The following is a 17,522-nucleotide window of genomic DNA, read 5'->3' as shown; positions in this document are numbered from 1 at the left end:
CCCGTGGGCTTCGGCGTCCTGACTCTGGACGACGAGCAGCAGGGCCTGGATCGTGCGGGTCTCGAGGGCTCCAAGGAGGACAAGGGCGCCGAGGCGGCCGACGCCGCGCTGCGCACGGCCCTCACGCTGCGCGAGCTGCGCGCGCTGCGCCTCGCGGACGAGGTGGACTGACGCGGGCGCGGATCCGTTCTTTCGGCGCGGGGACTCGGCAGAACGCCGGGTCCCCGCCGTCATCCATCAGCAGAATGCGAAGTGCTCAGCGGAGTGCGGGATCGAAGCGCGCAGATGGGCAATTGTTGAATTCGCCCCCCAATAGAATGTCATCCTGCACCGCCGACCTCCTTCGGCGACGTCCCCTTTCGTTGTTCCCCAGACAGGCATTCAGATGACCACCGCTGCTCAGAGCCCCTCCGCGGGCGCCGCCGCCAAGCCCGCCAACTCGCGCTCGCGCGTGATCACGGCGAGCCTCATCGGCACCACGATCGAGTTCTACGACTTCTACGCGTACGCCACGGCCGCCGTGCTCGTGTTCCCGTCGCTGTTCTTCCCCGCCGCCGACCCGACGACCTCGCTGCTCGTCTCGTTCGCGACGTTCGGCGCCGCGATGGTCGCGCGCCCGGTCGGCGCCATCGCGTTCGGCCACTTCGGCGACCGCATCGGCCGCAAGGCGACGCTCGTCGCGTCGCTGCTCGTGATGGGAATCGCGACGTTCCTGATCGGCGTCCTCCCGACCTACAACGAGATCGGCGTGTGGGCCGGCATCCTGCTGCTCATCCTGCGCCTGTCGCAGGGCTTCGCCCTCGGCGGCGAGTGGTCGGGCGCCGCGCTCGTCGCGACCGAGAACGCCCCGCGTGGCAAGCGCGCGCTGTACGGCACGTTCCCCCAGCTGGGCGCGCCGATCGGCTTCATCATCGCCAACGGGCTGTTCCTGATCATCAACTTCTCGATCCCCGGCGAGGCCGGCGCTCCCTCCGAGGCGTTCCTCTCGTGGGGCTGGCGGATCCCGTTCCTGTTCTCGGCCGTCATGGTCATCATCGGCCTGTGGGTGCGCCTGAAGCTCGTCGAGTCGTCGACGTTCGAGAAGGCGTCGACGCAGGGCGCGATCAAGCGCTTCCCGCTCGGCGAGGCGTTCCGTCGCTACTGGAAGCAGCTCATCCTCGGCACGTTCATCATGCTGGCGACGTACGTGCTGTTCTACCTGCTGACGAGCTTCATGCTCTCCTACGGCACGAAGGCCCCCGTCGCGCCCGAGACCTACGACGCGGCCGTCGCCGGCCCGTGGGTGCCCGGCCTCGGCTTCAGCTACGTCCAGTTCGTGCTCATGCAGATCGTCGGCGTGGTGTTCTTCGGTCTGTTCACGGTGCTCGCCGGTCCGATCGCCGACCGGATCGGACGCCGCAAGCTCCTCATCGGCGTCACGATCGGCATCATCGTGTTCGGAGCGCTGTTCCCGGTGTTCCTGCTGCCGCAGGGCGCCGCGACCATGCCGCTCACGGTCGTGTTCCTCATCATCGGCTTCGCGCTGATGGGCTCGACGTTCGGGCCGATGGGCGCGCTGCTGCCCGAGCTGTTCCCGACCAACGTGCGCTACACCGGCTCGGCCGTGGCGTACAACGTCTCGTCGATCCTCGGCGCCGCGCTGGCCCCGCTCGTGGCCGTGGTGCTGTGGGCGTGGGGCGGCGGCAACCCATGGCTCGTGGGCCTGTACCTCTCGGGCGCCGGCGTGCTCACCCTGATCGCGCTGCTGCTCTCGCGCGAGACGAAGGACGTCGACTACGACGAGGGCCTGGTGGCCGCGGAGGCGACCGTCCTCTGACCCGCTGAATCCGAATCGGCCCTCTCGCGACCCTCGGGAGGGCCGATCCCGTCTCCGAGAACACGTCCTCTCAGCGGCGGCACGCCGAATCTGCACAGATCTGGCGTGTGCTCGCTGAGAGCACGTGTTCTCAGACAGGGCAGGGACAGGACAGGGGCAGGGGCTCACAGGCCATAGGCCTCGAGCAGGCGGAGCCAGAACTCGCTGAGCGTCGGGTAGGACGGGACGGCGTGCCACAGGCGGGCGAGCGGCACCTCGCCGGCGATCGCGATCGTCGCCGCGTGGATCTGCTCGCCCACGCCCGGGCCGACGAGCGTGAGGCCCAACAGCACGCCGCGGTCCTCGTCGACCACGGCGCGGGCGCGGCCCGCGTAGTCGTCGGCCACGAGACCGGCCCCCGCGACGTTCGCGAGGTCATAGTCGACGACACGGACGCGCAGCCCGCGCTCCTCCGCCTGCGCGGCGGTGAGGCCGGCGGAGGCGACCTCGGGATCCGTGAACACGACCTGCGGCACCGCGGCGTGATCCGCGGTCGCGACGTGGCGGCCCCACGGCGCGTCGTCGACCTCCTCGCCCTTCGCGCGCGCGGCGATCACGTCGCCGGCGGCGCGGGCCTCGTACTTCCCCTGGTGCGTGAGCAGCACGCGGCCCGCGGCGTCGCCGACGGCGTACAGCCAGTCGGAGCCGCGCACGCGCAGGGTGTCGTCGACGTCGAGCAGGCCCTTGTCGCCGAGCAGCTCGTCGACGCCGAGGTCGTGCAGGCGGGCCCGCCGTCCGGCCGCGACGACGATCTCGTCCGCGCTCACGGATCCGTCCGCGAACCGGATGACGACGGACCCGTCGTCCTGACGCGTCACCTCGGTCGGGCTCGCGTCCTCGCGCACCGTGACGCCGCGGGAGCGGAGCGCGTCGCGCACCGCCTCGCCGGCGAACGGCTCGAGCGAGCGCAGCAGGGGGCTGCGCGAGAGCAGCGTCACCTCGCTGCCGAGGTCGGCGAACATGGTCGCCACCTCGACCGCGACGACGCCCCCGCCGAGCACGGCCAGGCGCGGCGGGATCGTCTGCGCGGAGGTCGCCTCGCGGCTCGTCCACGGCTTCGCCTCGCGCAGGCCCGGGATGCCGGGGAGCCGCGCCTCGCTGCCGGTCGCGATCACGACGGCGTGCCGCGCGACGAGCTCGGACTCGCCGTCCTCGCCCGCCACGATCACGCGCCGCTCCCCCGCGACGCGTCCGCGCCCGCGCACCAGCGCGATCCCGGCCGACTCGAGCCAGCGCACCTGACCGGAGTCGTCCCAGTTCGCGGCGAACCCGTCGCGTCGCCGCAGGATCGCCTCGGGCTCGAGCGATCCGCCCGTCACGCCGGCGACCGCCTGCGCGGCCCGCAGCGCGGCGCCCGGGCGCAGCAGCGCCTTGGAGGGCATGCACGCCCAGTACGAGCACTCGCCGCCGACCAGCTCGGACTCGACGATCACCGCCTCGAGCCCGCCGCGCACGGCGCGGTCGGCGACGTTCTCGCCGACCGGGCCCGCGCCGATGACCACCACATCCGTCTCACGCACCGTCATGTGCCGAACGTAACGCCGGCGCGGGGCCCGCGATACCGTGAAACCATGGAAACGCTGCGCGACGTGGTCATCGTCATCCACCTGCTCGGATTCGCCATCCTGTTCGGCGCGTGGGTCGTCGAGGCCGCCGCCCGCCGCTACCAGCCGACCCGGCTCATGACGCTCGGCATGGTGATCGCGCTGGTCGCCGGCCTCGCCCTCTCGGCGCCGTGGGCGGTCGAGGACCTCGACTACATGAAGATCGGCATCAAGCTGGTCATCCTGATCGTGATCGGGGCCCTGCTCGGGATCGGCACGGCCCGTGCCAGGAAGGGCACTCCGCTGCCCGCCTGGACCTTCTGGCTGATCGGCATCCTCACGCTCGCCAACGTCGCCATCGCCGTCATCTGGTAGAGCCCGGCTTCGACCCGCTGCGCTCGCTCAGCCCGTTTCGCGAAGCGGGTCAGACCAGGGGCGTCCCGTGCGTGTGGAAGCTCTCGATCGTCTTCATGCCCCACGCCTGGCCCTTCTTGCGCTCCTCCTGCGACCACTCGACCACGGGCTGGTCCGGGTCGAGCAGCAGGCGGGCGCCGGCGTTGGCGAACTCGATGCGGTTGCCGCCGGGCTCCCAGACGTACAGGAAGAACGTCTGGTTGATGGTGTGCTTGTGCGGGCCGGACTCGATGTGGATGCCGTTCTCGAGGAAGATGTCGGCGGCCTTCAGGATGTCCTCGCGCGTGTCGGGGGCGAACGCGATGTGGTGCAGGCGGTTGCCGTGCTTGGTCCAGTCGTCCGAGTACACGACGTCGTACGACTTCAGCGAGAAGTGGAACCACCACGCGGCGAAGCGCCCGTCGTCGTTGCGGATGCGCTCCGACTCGCGCATGCCGAGCGCCTTGGCGAGGAATTCGCCGTTGGCCTCGACGTCCTTCGCGAGGTAGTTGATGTGGTCGATCCGGCGAGCGTTCACGCCGCGACCGGGGAACGCCGAGGCCTGGTTCTTGAGCGCGGGGCGGTCCTCGTCCGACGCCGTGTAGCGCTCGGTCTCGTAGTAGATCCCCATCTCGTGCCCGTCGGGGTCGCGGAAGCGGAACGTCCGTCCCGTGCCGACCTCCCCGTCGACCCAGCCGTCGCCCAGGCCCATCTCCTCGATCGCGGCCACGCGGCGGTCCAGCGCCTCCTGGCTGGACGCGCGGAACGACGTGCGGCCCACGCCCGCTGCGTCGCGCCTGGTGAGCTTGATCGTGTAGAGCTCGTAGTCGTCCCACGTGCGCAGGTAGACGGAGTCGCCCTGCTCCGCGACGACGCGCATCGCGAGCAGGTCGCGGAAGAACCAGAGGCTCTCGTCGAACTTCGGCGTGTACAGCTCGACGTTCGCGAGATGCGCGACGTCGAAGGCGGTGTGGTCGGTCATGGCGGTCCTCTCTGACAGCAGGGGGTTAGAGACGCGGGCGCGGGAAGACCGTGCCCTCGAAGATCTTGCGGGCGGTGCGCAGGGCGGCCGAGCGGGTGACGGCCGCGTCGGATCCGGATCCCTCGAGCGTCACGTCGACGTCGAAGTGCCCCGTCGGATGCTCGACGACGAACGGATCGCCCTCCGCCGGGATCGCGGCGAGGTCGCGCCCGACGGATCCGTCGGCCAGCACGCCGGCGGCGACCGTGAGCGCGCCGAGCACGCCGATCGAGGTGTGCACGCGGTGCGGCAGGAAGCTGCGCGTCGCGATCGCGCCGCCGTGCCGCGGCGCACTCACCAGCACCATCTTCGGCACGGTGGCCTCGCTCACGTCACCCAGGCCCATGAGCTCGGCGGCGGCGAACCGGATCCGCTCGAGCCGCTCCTTGAGCGCGGCGTCGGCCTCGAGCGCGGCGGGATCCTCGTCGCCTTCCAGCCCCACGTCGGAGGCGCGGATGAGCACGGTCGGCATGCCGTTGTCGACGCAGGTCACGGCGGTGCCGTCGACGTCGTCGGCGGCGGCACCGGTCGGGAAGAGCGACCCGGTGGAGGATCCCGCCGTGCCCTCGAAGTCCAGCGAGATGGCGCCGGCCGTGCCGGGGACGCCGTCGATGGCCAGCTCTCCGTCGTAGTCGACCAGCCCGCCGGGTGTCGCGAACGTCGCGGTCGCGATGCTGCCGGTGTTGACCATCCGGATCCGCACGCTCGTGCGATGCCCCGTCGCGAGCACGAGCCCGCGCTCGACCGCGAACGGGCCGATGCCGGCGAGGATGTTGCCGCAGTTCTGCCTGTCGGTGACGAACGCCTCGTCGACGCCCAGCTGCAGGAACAGGTAGTCGACGTCGGCGTCCGGATCGGCGGACGGCGAGACGACGGCGACCTTCGAGGTCAGCGGATGCGCCCCGCCGAGCCCGTCGATCTGGCGCGGATCGGGCGTGCCCATGATCCGCAGCAGCAGGTCGTCGCGCTCCGCCTCGTCGGCGGGCAGGTCGGAGGCGAGGAAGTACGCGCCCTTCGAAGTTCCGCCGCGCATCAGCGTGCAGCGGATGCCGTCACCGGCCATGCTCGGCCTGGCTCACGTATCGGACGCCGAGCTCGGACAGCAGCGCGCGCAGGCCCTTGCGATCGAGGCTCAGCTCCGCGCCGCTGCCGTATGCGGCGCGATCCGCCTCCTCCTTCGCCACGCGCGCCTCGGCCGCGGCGAGCGCCGCTCCGGCCTCGAGACGCGGCACGCACACCACGCCGTCGTCGTCGGCGATCACGACGTCGCCGGGGTGCACCAGCATGCCGTCCACGACGACCGGGACGTTCACGGATCCGGCGGTCGCCTTGACCGTGCCCTGCGAGTGCACGCCGTGCGACCAGACCGGGAAGCCCATGTCGCGCAGGTCCTGCGTGTCGCGCACGCCGGTGGCGGTCACGAGGCCGCGCACGCCGCGGGCCTTGAGCGCGGTCGCGAACAGGTCGCCGAACGCCCCGTCGGTCGTGGGCGACGTCGTCGCGACGACCAGGACGTCGCCCTCGCGGCACTGCTCGATCGCGGCGTGGATCATCAGGTTGTCGCCGGGCCAGCTGAGCACCGTCACGGCGGTGCCGGCCACGCGCGCGCCGTGCTGGACGGGCCGGATCGACGGGCCCGCGAGACCGACGCGCCCCATCGCCTCGTGCACGGTCGCGACGCCGTGCACCGCGAGGGCGTCCGCGGTCGCGGTGTCCGCGCGGTCGATGTCGGTGACGACGATGCCGAGCTCGCTCATCCGGATCCGTCTCTCAGTCCAGGACCGACGTGACCTGCGGGTAGTAGCGCATGTACGCCTCGCCCATGGTCTCGTGCGGCAGGCCCAGGTTGGGGCCGGCGTTGCGCTTGACCTGCACGCCGCGGCGCACCGCGAGGGCCGTGTAGTACTCCCACATGTGCTTCTGGGCCGGCAGGCACTCCATCGCGGCCTTCTTGCGCCCGAACGCCTCCGTGATGTCGAGCAGCACGTTGGGCTTGAAGTCGGACTGCTCCGGCTGGTGCGGCTCGAAGAAGAACACGGGCGGGGCGCCGATGATCTCGTCCTTGGTGGGGTACGAGCCGTCGGAGTTCGCCACCCCGATCGCCTGTGCGAGCACGCGGGCCTGCAGCGCCATGCGCGCCGCGGCCGGGTGGTCGCCGTTGTAGGGATCGGCGAGCGGGTGGGTCAGCACCACCGTGGGCTGCACACGGCGGAACACGTCGACGAGCTTCTGCACGGCCTCCGGGCTCTCGAGCAGCGGGTAGTCGCCCAGGTCGAGGAACTCGATCCGGGCGCCGAGCGCCTCCGCGGCCGCCTCGGCCTCCGCGCGGCGGATCGCCTTGATCTCGTCGAGCGGCTTGCCCGCCAGCCACTGGCTCGCGGACTCGCCGCGCTCGCCGTACGACAGGCACACGACCGTGGCCCGCTCGCCGCGCAGCGCGGCGGCGGCGATCGCGCCGCCCGCGCGCCAGACGAAGTCTCCGGCATGGGCGCTGACGACGAGGAGCGAGGGGTCGGGCATGGATCATCCGTTCGTTCGTGCGACGACTGCTCCCTGCAGTGAACCAGCCCGGATCGATCCGGGTCAAGATTGTTGACAATCCTGGTGACGCAAACGTGGAAGATTTTTCCCTATGCATATAGCCATATCGCCGGATCCATGAGAGTCTGCCGCCGACGACGACGTCCGATCCGGAGGGAAATCCATGGCGAACAATCTGCAGGAGCTGCTCGACGAGCGCGGAAACACGGTGGAGATGCTGCGCAACTCGCGCCTGGGCACCTACATCTACCCCGTGGTGCCGAGCGAGTTCAGCAACTGGCGGCGCGAGCAGAAGGCGTGGCGGGAGACGGCCGTGCTCTACGACCAGACGCACCACATGGTCAACTTCTTCGTCTCGGGTCCCGACGCGCTGAAGCTGCTGAGCGACACGGGCATCAACAGCTTCTCGAACTTCGCGGTCGACACGGCCAAGCAGTTCGTGCCCACGGCCTCGAACGGCGGCGTGATCGGCGACGGCATCCTGTTCCGCGAGGCCGACCTCGACTACGTGTACGTCGGCCGCGCGCCGGGCGCCAACTGGCTGCAGTTCCACGCCGAGACCGGCGGCTACGACGTCGAGTTCCGCTATGACGACCGCTCCCCCTCGCGCCCCTACGGCCAGGCCGTGCACCGCGAGTACTACCGGTTCCAGATCCAGGGCCCGCGCGCGTGGGACATCATCGAGAAGCTCAACGGCGGCACGCTCGAGAAGGTGCGCTTCTTCCACATGGGCCACCTCGAGGTCGCGGGCAGGCAGGTGCGCACCCTCCGCCACGGCATGGCCGGCGCGCCGGGTCTCGAGCTCTGGGGCCCGTACGAGGACCACGGCCTGATCCGCGACGCCATCCTCGAGGCGGGCGCCGAGTTCGGCATCGAGCCCTGCGGATCCCGCGCCTACTCGTCCAACACGCTCGAGTCGGGATGGATCCCCTCGCCGCTGCCGGCGATCTACTCCAGCGAGGGCGAGCGCGCCTACCGCGAGTGGCTGCCGACGAACAGCTACGAGGCGATCAACGCCATCGCCGGGTCGTTCGTGTCCGAGAACATCGAGGACTACTACCTGAACCCGTGGGAGCTCGGCTACGGCTCGTTCGTGAAGTTCGACCACGACTTCATCGGGCGCGACGCGCTCGAGAAGATCGACGGCGAGCAGCAGCGTCGCAAGGTCACGCTCGCGTGGAACGACGAGGACCTCGCGAAGATCCTGACCTCGGTGATCGACCGCGACAGCGAGGGCTACCAGTTCTTCGACCTGCCCAACGCGAACTACGGGTCCAGCAACTTCGACTCCGTGATCGACGCGGACGGCACCAACATCGGCCTGTCGCTGTTCACGGGCGTGACCGCGAACGAGAAGCGCGGCCTGTCGCTCGCGACCGTCGACCGCGACGTCCCCGAGGGCGCCGAGGTCCGCGTCGTGTGGGGCGAGCCGGACGGCGGATCGGGCAAGACCACGGTCGAGCCGCACAAGCAGATCGAGGTGCGCGCGATCGTCAGCCCCGTGCCGTACGCGACCGTCGCCCGCGAGACCTACCAGGGCGGCTGGCGGTCCACCGGCGCGCTGTAAGCGGCCGAACCGGCCTTCGGGTGCCTTCGGCACCGAATGAGCGCTCATTCGGTGCCGAAGGCACCCTTTCCGTGTGGAACGGGGTCGAGCGGGCGGGCCGCGCGGTCATCGCGCGTCCGCGAGGATGCGCGCCAGCCAGGCGTGCGTGGCGCGCGTCATGTCGTCCGGAGTGCCGGCGTCGGCGAGCACCCCGAGGGCGTCGCGCATCTCGTGCTCGCGGCGCTCGGCGTGCTTGTAGGTGCCCGCGACGAGGCGCTCGACGACGTCGTCGCCGTCCGCTCCGAGTTCATCCGCGATCTGCGCGCGGAGCCAGTCCTCCGCTCCCGTCGCACGAGCGGCCTCCAGCCCCTCGATCACGAGCGCCGCGAGGCCCTTCATGAACACGGCCCGCAGCAGCTTCAGCCGCGCGGCGTCGCCGATGCCGCCCGGCGCGACGTCCACCGGCACGCCGAAGGGGCGGATCAGCGCGGCGAAGTCCTCGGCCGCGTCGCCGCTGGCGAGCAGCGGCGTGCGGTGCTCGGCGCGCGGTACCGGGGCGAGCACCGCGACGTCCGTGATCCGCATCCCCGCATCGCGGGCGATCGTCGCCACCCGCTCCTTCGTCTCGGGCGAGGCCGTGTTGAGGTCCGCGAGCAGGGCGCCCGGCGCCATGAACTGCACCGCGTCGCGCGCGGCGCCGAGGGACGCGCGCGCGCCGACCAGGCTCAGCACGACGTCGGCGCCCGCGACGCACTCCGCGAGCCGCGCCCGCTGCGCGATGCCGGTGGCCGACACGTCCACGTACGGGTCGTATCCCGCCACATCCGCGCCCGCCCCTGCCAGGCCACGCGCGTACAGGCTGCCGGCCTCGCCGAGTCCCATCACCGCGATCCGCGTCATGCCGGACACCCTACGTCCGGGTTCAGATTCGCGCCACGATTGTTGACACTTCCGCCGCGATGTCCATTAGCCTTCCGGTACGGGAGCATCGGCGCTCCACCCGAACGCGGCACGATCCGCGGGCGCGCCGCTCTCGACCCACTGCAAGGACGCACGGAAGACTGAGGCGATGGCCGCTCGACTCACGCTGCAGGACCTCGGCCTCCGATTCGGAGGCGTGACGGTGCTGCAGGACGTCGGCTTCGATGTGGAGCCCGGCGAGATCCTCGGACTCGTCGGCCCCAACGGAGCCGGCAAGACCTCGCTGTTCAACTGCATCAGCGGGCACTACCGCCCCACGTCGGGATCGATCGCGATCGATGACGCCCCGGTGAGCGGGCTGCACCCGTCGCGCCTGGCGGGGCATGGTCTCGCGCGCACCTTCCAGCACCCGGCGCTGCAGCTGCACGCGACGGTGCTCGAGAACGTCCTGCTCGGCGGGCACATGCGGCTGCCGGGCGGTCCGCTCGCGTGGTCGCTGCGGGTGCCGCCCACCGGCCGCCGCGAGCGCGAGCTGCGCAGCGAGGCGGTCGAGCTGCTCGAGGCGCACGGTCTCGGCTGGGCCGCGCACCTGCCCGCCGACGAGCTGTCGCACGGCCTGCACAAGGGCATCGAGCTGTGCCGCGCCCTTCTGTCGCGTCCCCGCCTGCTGCTGCTGGACGAGCCCGCGGCCGGCCTGTCGCACGGGGAGGTGGAGCGCTTCATCCAGACCGTGCGGGATCTCCGGGCGAATGCCGACGTGACCGTCGTGATCGTCGAGCACCACATGGGCCTGATCTCGGCCCTGACCGACCGCGTCGTCGTGCTCGACCACGGCCGCAAGCTCATGGAGGGCACGGCCGCCGAGGCGCAGGCCGACCCTCGCGTGATCGAGGCCTACATCGGCAAGGAGGCCGCGGATGACGCTGCTTGAGCTGGAGGACGTCACGGCGTCCTACGGGCCGGTCCAGGTGCTCGAGAGCGTGTCGCTGAGCGTGCCCGACGGCGGCGCGGTGGGCATCCTGGGCGCGAACGGCGCCGGCAAGACCACCACCCTGCGCGCGATCAGCGGTGTGGTGCGCACCACCGGCCGGATCGTGTTCGACGGCCAGGACATCCGGGGCCTGCGCCCCGACCAGGTCGCGGCGCGCGGCATCGCCCACGTGCCCGAGGGCCGCGGCACGCTGCCGAACCTCACGGTGCGCGAGAACCTCCTGGTCGGCGCCTACCTGCGCAGGGATCGCCGCGCCCTCGCCGCCGACATCGACTACCTGCTCGAGCTGTTCCCGAACCTGAAGGAGCGGATCGGGTCCAACGCCTCCGCGCTGTCGGGCGGTGAGCAGCAGATGCTCGCGGTGGGCCGCGCGTTCATGGCGAAGCCGCGCCTGCTGCTGCTGGACGAGCCGTCGCTGGGCCTCGCGCCGAGCACCGCGAAGAACGTCTACGAGGCCATCCGCCGGCTGCGCCGGGAGTCGGGCATCGCGATGCTCGTGGTCGAGCAGAACGCCAATCTCGCCTTCAGCATCGTCGACACCGCCACGGTGCTCGAGACCGGTCGCAGCGTCCTGACGGGCACGTCGGCCGAGCTGAAGGGCCGGGACGAGATCCGTCGCGCGTACCTGGGAGGCTGACGTGGGCACCTTCATCCAACTCGTCGTCGACGGCCTCGCCATGGGCTCGATCTACGCGGCCCTCGCGCTGGCGATCGTGATCGTGAACCAGTCGACCGGCATGATCAACTTCGCGCAGGGCGGCATGGCGGTGCTGTCCGCCTACCTGTCGTACGCGTTCCTCCGCCTCGGGGTGCCGCTGATCCTGGCGATCCTGATCGCGATCGTCCTGTCGTTCGCGCTCGGCGCCGTGATCGAGCGGCTGCTGATGCGCCGGTTCGAGGGCGGCGATCCCGACACCGCCGTGGTCGTGACCGTCGGCCTGCTGACCCTCATCACCGGCGTGTGCGGCTGGATCTGGTCGTACAACAACCTGCAGTTCCCCTCGCTGTTCCCCGGCGACTCCTTCTCGGTGCTGGGTGCTGCGGTCAGCTGGCGCTCGCTCGGCACCTTCCTGACCATCGCCGCGATCATGGTGCTGCTGCAGCTGCTGTTCCAGAAGACCAAGGTCGGCCTCGCGCTGCGGGCCGTCGCCGACAACCCGCGCTCGTCGTCGTTCTCGGGCCTGCCGGTCGGCCGCCTGCTGATGATCGGATGGGGCCTCGCGGCCGCCCTCGGCGCGGTCGCCGGGGCGCTCGTCGCGCCGCGGCTGTCGCTCACGCCCGGCATGCTCGACGGCGCGCTCGTCTACGCCCTGGCCGCCGTGATCCTGGGCGGCGCGACGAGCCCGATCGGCGTCGTGGTCGCCGCGTGGCTGATCGGCGTGCTCGAGAACCTGGCGGCCGTCTACGTGCCGTTCATCGGCCACGACCTGAAGATCGCCGTGCCGTTCATCCTGCTGTTCGTGGTGCTGCTGATCCGGCCGCAGGGCCTGTTCGGCCGCAAGACGGTGGTGCGCGTCTGATGGAGAGAATCATGTCTGTGAACGGCACCGCGCTCTGGAAGAACCGCTGGGTGCGCATCGGCGTGGCCGTGGTGATCGCGCTGCTGCTCGTCTTCGCGCCGTGGAACCTCGACCCCGCCACGAACCAGGCCCTCGCCCGCATCGGCGTCTTCGCCGTCGGGGTGCTCGGCCTCAACGTCATCATGGGCTACACGGGCCAGGTGTCCCTCGGCCAGATCTTCTTCCTCGGACTCGGCGCCTACGTCACGGCGTACGGCGTCACCGAGGGCTGGAACATCGCCGTGGTGCTCGTGCTGGCCGTGCTCATCCCCGGCGTCGTCGGCTACATCGTCGCGCTCGCGGCCGCGCGCCTCGGCGGGCTCGCGATCGCCATGGTCACCATCGCGCTGCCGATCATCGGCGTCCCGCTCGCGAAGCGCCTGGCCGACTGGACCGGCGGCTCGCAGGGCACCTCGGCGCGGTTCTCCTCGGCGCCCGACTGGTTCGGCAGCGACCTGGACGACATCTGGCAGTACTACATCGTGCTCGCGATCGCGGCCGTCGTGTTCGCGCTCGTGTACAACCTGGTGCGCGGCAAGTTCGGCCGGGCCCTCGCGATCGTCAAGGAGAACGAGGCCGTCGCCTCGTCGATGGGCATCTCGCCGTACCGGTACAAGGTGATGGCCTTCACCATCGCGGCCATGATCGGCGGCGTCAGCGGCTTCCTCTACATGGTCGTGGTGCAGTACACCTCTCCCGAGACTCTCGCGTTCCACCACTCGATCAGCCTCCTCGCGTCGATGGTCATCGGCGGCGCCGGGAGCATCGCCGGATCGATCATCGGCGGCGTGTACTACGTGCTCGTTCCGAACGTGACGAACGAGATCGACGCGACGCTCACGTCGCTCCTGCAGGGCGTCATCCTGCTCGTCGTGCTGTTCGTCCTGCCGGGCGGCATCGCGAGCCTGCCGCGCGTCATCCGCCGCCTCACGCACCGGCGCGGCGGCGATCGCGCGGCGCACGCGCCCGCGCCCCAGGACCAGAAGACGCAGTAACCAGTCCCCACCCCGGATACATCCGACACACCAGGAGGTACAGCATGAACATGCGCAGCAAGGCGGTGAAGGCCGTCGGCATCGTCGCCATGGGCTCGGTCGTCGCACTCGCGCTCGCGGGTTGCAGCCGCGGCGCCGAGGCCGGGCCCGAGCCGAGCGGCGACGGCGAGGTCGCCGCCAGCCCCGGCATCACCGACGACAGCATCACCCTCGGCGTCACGACGCCGCTGTCGGGCGGGACGGCCGGCCCCGGCAACTGCACGGTCGCGGGCCTCGTGGCCTACTTCGGCCAGGCCGGCCCGATCGAGTTCGGCGACGGCAAGACGCGCGAGGTCACGGTCGAGGCGTACGACGACGTGTACGACCCGCAGAAGGCGCTGACGAACTTCCAGCAGAACCAGGCGAACGTGTTCGCGTTCACCTCGGGCCTCGGCACGCCGACCAACCGGGCCTACCGCGACGCGGCGATCGACGAGGAGGTGCCGCAGGTGCTCGTCATGACGGGCGACCCGCTGTTCAGCGACCGGGAGCAGAGCCCCTGGCAGCTGGGCTTCGTGCCGATCTACCAGAACGAGGGCGCCGCGTTCGGCGAGCTGCTCGCCGGCTCGTCGGACGAGCACAAGGTCGCGATCCTGTCGCAGAACGACGACTACGGCAAGGGATACGTCGAGGGCTTCAAGTCGGCCATCGAGGGCGCGGACAACATCGAGGTCGTCGAGGAGCTCACGTACGAGGCGACCGACACGTCGGTCGACGCCCAGCTGACCGAGCTGGCGGCCAGCGGCGCGGACGTGTTCTTCAACGCGATGTCGATCACGCCGCTGACGATCAGCACGATCGAGAAGGCGCGCGAGCTGTCGTGGACGCCCAGCTGGTTCCTGCCGTCCAACACGTCGAGCCCGGGCGGGATCCTGACCCCCGCCGGCGCGAACGCCGACGACGGGTTCTACTCGGTGTCGTTCGCGAAGGCCCCGCAGAGCCCCGCGTTCGCCGAGGACGAGGACGTCACGACCTTCCTCTCGGCCCTCGAGGAGTTCTCGGGCGACTACACCACGAAGCCCGACTTCCCGCACTGCATGTGGAGCTACATGGTCGGCGCCACCCTCGAGGAGGCCTTCTCGAACATGGAGGAGCCCACGCGCGAGAGCTTCATGGCGGCGCTCACGGACATCTCGGGCTTCACCGCCCCGCTGATGCTCGAGGGCACCTCGATCGACACGACGAAGGACGGCCAGCCCGCCGTGTCGTCGGTCGTCGTGCAGCGCTTCAACGGCCAGGGCTACGCGAACGCCGACACGTTCGAGTGACCCGATCCGCGGAGGGGGTCCGGCGTCACGCCGGGCCCCCTTCGTCGTGCCAGAACCCGTGCCCCCGTGCGAGCGAGGCGACAGCGCCTCCCTCGCGAGGGTGCCGCCTGCGGCCACGAAGCGTGCGAGAGGTTTCTCAGAGGGGAAGACCCGCCAGGAGGGCGACGATGCCCTGGAGGTGGCGTCTCGTGGCATCGGCCGCGGCCTCGGGCTCGCGCGCGAGCACGGCGTCGATGATCGCGATGTGCTCGGGAGCCGACTGGTCGATGCGGCCAGGGTGATACGCCAGGCGGAACTGGTGGCGCGCCGACTGCGCCAGCAGCCGCTCGAGCAGCTGCGTCGCCGTCGCGTGGCCGCTGAGATCGCGGATGCGGCGATCCATGTCCTGGTTCAGCGACGCGTACCGGACGAGATCCCGCTCCCTCGCCGCGGCACGGATCTGCTCGCGCAGCTCGGTGAGGTCGGCGGCGTCCTCGTCGGAGAGGTTCTCGGCCGCCTTGCGCGCGCAGAGCTCCTCGAGCCCCATGCGCACCTCGACGATCTCGATCGCCTCCTCCACGCTGATGGCCCGCACACGGGCGCCGCGGTTGGGCAGCCGCTCGACGAGGCCCTCGCCGGCGAGGTTCATGAGCGCCGTGCGGACGGCGGCGCGACTCGCCTCGAACCGGTCGCTCAGGTCGGCCTCGATCAGCCGCTGGTGCGGCGCGAAGTCGCCGCGCAGGATCGCGTCGCGGACGCGCGCGGTCAGGTCGTGCTGACCCGCGTCGGTGGTCGCCTCGGTCGTCGTCGACACGGTTCCCCCTTGCAGCTGGCTCACCCGGAGAGCGGGCTGACGCCCATTCTGCAAGATGTCGACCGGATCGTCGCAGATCCTGTGCACAAAGCCGCGCCGCGTCGCCGCGAGACGGCGACCCCTGGGCATCGCGGAGCGCGGTCAATATGCTGGCATCCATCCAGCGCCGTGGCCGGACCGACCGCAGCCCGAATGCCCCGGGAGGAATCATGCCCCACCTCGGACGTCGATGGGCCGCCGCGGCGGCCGTCCTGGCCCTGTGCGCGGGCGTCGTCGCCGCGAGTCCCGCCTCCGCGCATCCGCGGGAGACGGGCAGGACGGCGACCGCCACCGGCTACGGCGGCGCCGTGAGCACGGTGGATCCGGATGCCTCCGCCGCGGCGATCGAGGTGCTGCGCAGGGGCGGCAACGCGGCCGACGCGGCCGTGGCCGCGGCCGCGACGCTCGGCGTGACCGAGCCGTACAGCGCCGGCATCGGCGGCGGCGGGTACTTCGTGTACTACGACGCGAGGAAGGGGAAGGTCGGCACGATCGACGGCCGCGAGACCGCGCCGGCGGCCATGCCGCGCGACGCGTTCATCGATCCGGCGACGGGCCAGCCGTACCCGTTCACGCCCGAGCTCGTCACGAGCGGCGTGTCCGTGGGCGTGCCGGGGACGCCGGCCACGTGGGAGCGCGCGCTCGAGCGCTGGGGCACGCTGAGCCTCGGCGAGGCTCTGAAGCCGGCCATCAAGGTGGCCACGCGCGGCTTCGTCGTGGATCCGACGTTCCGCCAGCAGACGCTCGACAACAGGGTCCGCTTCGAGGCGTTCACGTCGACGCGCGAGCTGTTCCTGCCGGGCGGCGACGCGCCCACCGTCGGCAGCGTCTTCCGCAACCACGACCTGGCCGCGACCTACCGCCTCCTCGCCAAGCGCGGCGCCGACGCCTTCTACACCGGTCGCCTCGCCGCCGAGATCGCGAAGACGGTCCAGGCGCCGCCGGTCAGCGACGGCACGACGCTGCCGGTGCCGGTCGGCCACATGACGACGGCCGACCTCGCCGGATACCGCGCGCTCGACCAGGCGCCGACGCACGTGGAGTACCGCGACCTGGACGTCTACGGCATGGCGCCGTCGAGCAGCGGCGGCACCACGGTGGGCGAGGCGCTGAACATCCTGGACACCGCCGAGCTGTCCGACATGTCCACCCCGGACGCGCTGCACCGCTATCTCGAGGCGAGCGCCCTCGCCTTCGCGGACCGCGCCGAGTACGTCGGCGATCCCGCATCCGTGGACGTCCCGACCGCGGCGCTGACCGATCCGCTGTTCGGCCGCGAGCGCGCCTGCGAGATCGATCCGCTGCATGCGGCGACCAAGCCCGTGGCGCCCGGCGATGTGCGCTCGTACGACGGCGTGTGCGAGACGGGATCCGGGGCGCCCGCCGACGACAAGGACACCGAGAACATCTCGACCACCAACCTCACCGTCGCGGACAGATGGGGCGACGTCGCGGAATACACGCTCACGATCGAGCAGACCGGCGGATCCGGCATCACGGTGCCCGGTCGCGGCTTCCTGCTCAACAACGAGCTGACCGACTTCTCCACCGTGTACGACCCCGACGATCCGAACCGGATCGAGCCGGGCAAGCGCCCGCGCTCCTCGATGTCGCCGACCATCATCCTGAGGGACGGTGATCCGTTCCTGGCGCTCGGATCGCCCGGCGGATCCACCATCATCACCACGGTGCTGCAGACGATCCTGAACCGCGTGGATCTCGGCATGACCCTCCCCGAGGCCATCGCGGCCCCGCGCGCGTCGCAGCGGAACACCGCGGCCGTGACGGCCGAGCCCGAGTTCATCACGGCGTACCGCGATGACCTGACGCCGTACGGTCACCAGCTCACGCCGTCGGGCGACTCCTTCACCTCGGCGGCGGAGATCGGCGCGGCCACCGCGATCGAGTTCCGGCGCGACGGCCGGATGATCGCGGCGGCCGAACCCGTGCGGCGCGGCGGCGGCTCGGCGATGGTGGTCAAGCCGGCGCGTTGACGCCTGCCCGTCGCGCGGGCGCC

17 protein-coding genes and 1 pseudogene are annotated in these 17,522 nt (G+C 71.1%); 10 read left to right on the top strand and 8 right to left on the bottom strand.

Annotation, left to right across the window (positions count from 1 at the left end):
• Window positions 1-171 (top strand): 6,7-dimethyl-8-ribityllumazine synthase (locus AAD528_RS08330; protein WP_345751632.1); only part of this gene is annotated, 171 nt, incomplete at its 5' end.
• 214 nt (window positions 172-385) lie between these two features.
• The gene (locus tag AAD528_RS08325; protein ID WP_345751606.1) at window positions 386-1,816 is read left to right on the top strand and encodes an MFS transporter; all 1,431 of its coding nucleotides are present in this window, start codon (window positions 386-388) and stop codon (window positions 1,814-1,816) included.
• A gap of 164 nt (window positions 1,817-1,980) precedes the next feature.
• Here AAD528_RS08325 and AAD528_RS08320 read toward each other — a convergent pair whose 3' ends face one another.
• Window positions 1,981-3,381 carry a dihydrolipoyl dehydrogenase family protein gene (locus AAD528_RS08320; RefSeq protein WP_345751605.1) on the bottom strand — a complete coding sequence of 467 codons (1,401 nt, stop codon included), beginning with the start codon at window positions 3,379-3,381 and terminating at the stop codon, window positions 1,981-1,983.
• 45 nt (window positions 3,382-3,426) lie between these two features.
• On the opposite strand from AAD528_RS08320, the gene AAD528_RS08315 reads away from it, so the two are divergent.
• Window positions 3,427-3,774, top strand: a complete 348-nt coding sequence (locus AAD528_RS08315; RefSeq protein WP_345751604.1) for a Fe-S protein — start codon at window positions 3,427-3,429, stop codon at window positions 3,772-3,774.
• Window positions 3,775-3,823: 49 nt separating this feature from the next.
• On the opposite strand, the gene AAD528_RS08310 is transcribed toward AAD528_RS08315, so the two are convergent.
• Genes AAD528_RS08310 through AAD528_RS08295 form a run of 4 tightly spaced genes read right to left on the bottom strand, consistent with a single transcriptional unit; the run spans window position 3,824 to window position 7,333 of the window.
• The gene (locus AAD528_RS08310; RefSeq protein WP_345751603.1) at window positions 3,824-4,774 is read right to left on the bottom strand and encodes a VOC family protein; all 951 of its coding nucleotides are present in this window, start codon (window positions 4,772-4,774) and stop codon (window positions 3,824-3,826) included.
• Window positions 4,775-4,799: 25 nt separating this feature from the next.
• Entirely contained in the window at window positions 4,800-5,876 is a 1,077-nt protein-coding gene (locus tag AAD528_RS08305; RefSeq protein ID WP_345751602.1) for a 4-oxalomesaconate tautomerase, read from the bottom strand.
• On the bottom strand, window positions 5,866-6,570 hold the full coding sequence (locus AAD528_RS08300) for a 4-carboxy-4-hydroxy-2-oxoadipate aldolase/oxaloacetate decarboxylase (RefSeq protein WP_345751601.1): 705 nt from the start codon (window positions 6,568-6,570) through the stop codon (window positions 5,866-5,868). The genes AAD528_RS08305 and AAD528_RS08300 overlap by 11 nt, the downstream gene beginning before the upstream one ends.
• Before the next feature lie 13 nt (window positions 6,571-6,583).
• On the bottom strand, window positions 6,584-7,333 hold the full coding sequence (locus AAD528_RS08295; protein WP_345751600.1) for a PIG-L deacetylase family protein: 750 nt from the start codon (window positions 7,331-7,333) through the stop codon (window positions 6,584-6,586).
• 184 nt (window positions 7,334-7,517) lie between these two features.
• Here AAD528_RS08295 and ligM point away from each other — a divergent pair, with 184 nt between their 5' ends.
• On the top strand, window positions 7,518-8,921 hold the full coding sequence (gene ligM / locus AAD528_RS08290) for a vanillate/3-O-methylgallate O-demethylase (protein WP_345751599.1): 1,404 nt from the start codon (window positions 7,518-7,520) through the stop codon (window positions 8,919-8,921).
• 105 nt (window positions 8,922-9,026) lie between these two features.
• Here ligM and AAD528_RS08285 read toward each other — a convergent pair whose 3' ends face one another.
• Together AAD528_RS08285 and AAD528_RS08280 are read right to left on the bottom strand one after the other, a co-directional pair.
• Complete coding sequence (locus AAD528_RS08285; RefSeq protein WP_345751631.1) at window positions 9,027-9,299, bottom strand: DUF1932 domain-containing protein; 273 nt, start codon at window positions 9,297-9,299, stop codon at window positions 9,027-9,029.
• A gap of 114 nt (window positions 9,300-9,413) precedes the next feature.
• Window positions 9,414-9,833, bottom strand: a pseudogene (locus AAD528_RS08280) (NAD(P)-binding domain-containing protein); the annotation flags it as partial.
• A gap of 136 nt (window positions 9,834-9,969) precedes the next feature.
• Between AAD528_RS08280 and AAD528_RS08275 the strand changes: the two are divergent.
• From AAD528_RS08275 to AAD528_RS08255, 5 genes are read left to right on the top strand one after another with little or no spacing between them, the layout of a single operon-like run.
• On the top strand, window positions 9,970-10,752 hold the full coding sequence (locus AAD528_RS08275; protein ID WP_345751598.1) for an ABC transporter ATP-binding protein: 783 nt from the start codon (window positions 9,970-9,972) through the stop codon (window positions 10,750-10,752).
• The gene (locus AAD528_RS08270) at window positions 10,739-11,449 is read left to right on the top strand and encodes an ABC transporter ATP-binding protein (RefSeq protein ID WP_345751597.1); all 711 of its coding nucleotides are present in this window, start codon (window positions 10,739-10,741) and stop codon (window positions 11,447-11,449) included. Before AAD528_RS08275 ends, AAD528_RS08270 begins: the two co-directional genes overlap by 14 nt.
• Before the next feature lies 1 nt (window position 11,450).
• Complete coding sequence (locus AAD528_RS08265) at window positions 11,451-12,332, top strand: branched-chain amino acid ABC transporter permease (protein ID WP_345751596.1); 882 nt, start codon at window positions 11,451-11,453, stop codon at window positions 12,330-12,332.
• Window positions 12,333-12,343: 11 nt separating this feature from the next.
• On the top strand, window positions 12,344-13,366 hold the full coding sequence (locus AAD528_RS08260) for a branched-chain amino acid ABC transporter permease (RefSeq protein WP_345751595.1): 1,023 nt from the start codon (window positions 12,344-12,346) through the stop codon (window positions 13,364-13,366).
• A gap of 44 nt (window positions 13,367-13,410) precedes the next feature.
• Complete coding sequence (locus AAD528_RS08255) at window positions 13,411-14,673, top strand: ABC transporter substrate-binding protein (RefSeq protein ID WP_345751594.1); 1,263 nt, start codon at window positions 13,411-13,413, stop codon at window positions 14,671-14,673.
• 136 nt (window positions 14,674-14,809) lie between these two features.
• Here the strand turns inward: AAD528_RS08255 and AAD528_RS08250 are convergent, their stop codons facing one another.
• Window positions 14,810-15,466 (bottom strand): GntR family transcriptional regulator, encoded by a 657-nt coding sequence (locus tag AAD528_RS08250; RefSeq protein ID WP_345751593.1) that lies wholly within the window; start codon window positions 15,464-15,466, stop codon window positions 14,810-14,812.
• A gap of 209 nt (window positions 15,467-15,675) precedes the next feature.
• Between AAD528_RS08250 and ggt the strand changes: the two genes are divergently transcribed.
• The gene (gene ggt / locus AAD528_RS08245) at window positions 15,676-17,499 is read left to right on the top strand and encodes a gamma-glutamyltransferase (RefSeq protein ID WP_345751592.1); all 1,824 of its coding nucleotides are present in this window, start codon (window positions 15,676-15,678) and stop codon (window positions 17,497-17,499) included.
• Window positions 17,500-17,522: the final 23 nt, after the last annotated feature.

The organism is Microbacterium rhizophilum (assembly GCF_039605615.1).
GTDB lineage: Bacteria > Actinomycetota > Actinomycetes > Actinomycetales > Microbacteriaceae > Microbacterium > Microbacterium rhizophilus.
Note: the sequence above shows the minus strand (reverse complement) of the source record. Positions and strands in the feature narration are given on the sequence as shown.

Coding starts and splice junctions, on each gene's coding strand:
- AAD528_RS08310 (WP_345751603.1), bottom strand. CDS start 4,774: ATGACCGACCACACCGCCTTCGACGTCGCGCATCTCGCGAACGTCGAG.
- AAD528_RS08295 (WP_345751600.1), bottom strand. CDS start 7,333: ATGCCCGACCCCTCGCTCCTCGTCGTCAGCGCCCATGCCGGAGACTTC.
- AAD528_RS08320 (WP_345751605.1), bottom strand. CDS start 3,381: ATGACGGTGCGTGAGACGGATGTGGTGGTCATCGGCGCGGGCCCGGTC.
- ggt (WP_345751592.1), top strand. CDS start 15,676: ATGCCCCACCTCGGACGTCGATGGGCCGCCGCGGCGGCCGTCCTGGCC.
- AAD528_RS08315 (WP_345751604.1), top strand. CDS start 3,427: ATGGAAACGCTGCGCGACGTGGTCATCGTCATCCACCTGCTCGGATTC.
- AAD528_RS08255 (WP_345751594.1), top strand. CDS start 13,411: ATGAACATGCGCAGCAAGGCGGTGAAGGCCGTCGGCATCGTCGCCATG.
- AAD528_RS08300 (WP_345751601.1), bottom strand. CDS start 6,570: ATGAGCGAGCTCGGCATCGTCGTCACCGACATCGACCGCGCGGACACC.
- AAD528_RS08325 (WP_345751606.1), top strand. CDS start 386: ATGACCACCGCTGCTCAGAGCCCCTCCGCGGGCGCCGCCGCCAAGCCC.
- AAD528_RS08270 (WP_345751597.1), top strand. CDS start 10,739: ATGACGCTGCTTGAGCTGGAGGACGTCACGGCGTCCTACGGGCCGGTC.
- AAD528_RS08305 (WP_345751602.1), bottom strand. CDS start 5,876: ATGGCCGGTGACGGCATCCGCTGCACGCTGATGCGCGGCGGAACTTCG.
- AAD528_RS08260 (WP_345751595.1), top strand. CDS start 12,344: ATGTCTGTGAACGGCACCGCGCTCTGGAAGAACCGCTGGGTGCGCATC.
- ligM (WP_345751599.1), top strand. CDS start 7,518: ATGGCGAACAATCTGCAGGAGCTGCTCGACGAGCGCGGAAACACGGTG.
- AAD528_RS08275 (WP_345751598.1), top strand. CDS start 9,970: ATGGCCGCTCGACTCACGCTGCAGGACCTCGGCCTCCGATTCGGAGGC.
- AAD528_RS08285 (WP_345751631.1), bottom strand. CDS start 9,299: ATGAAGGGCCTCGCGGCGCTCGTGATCGAGGGGCTGGAGGCCGCTCGT.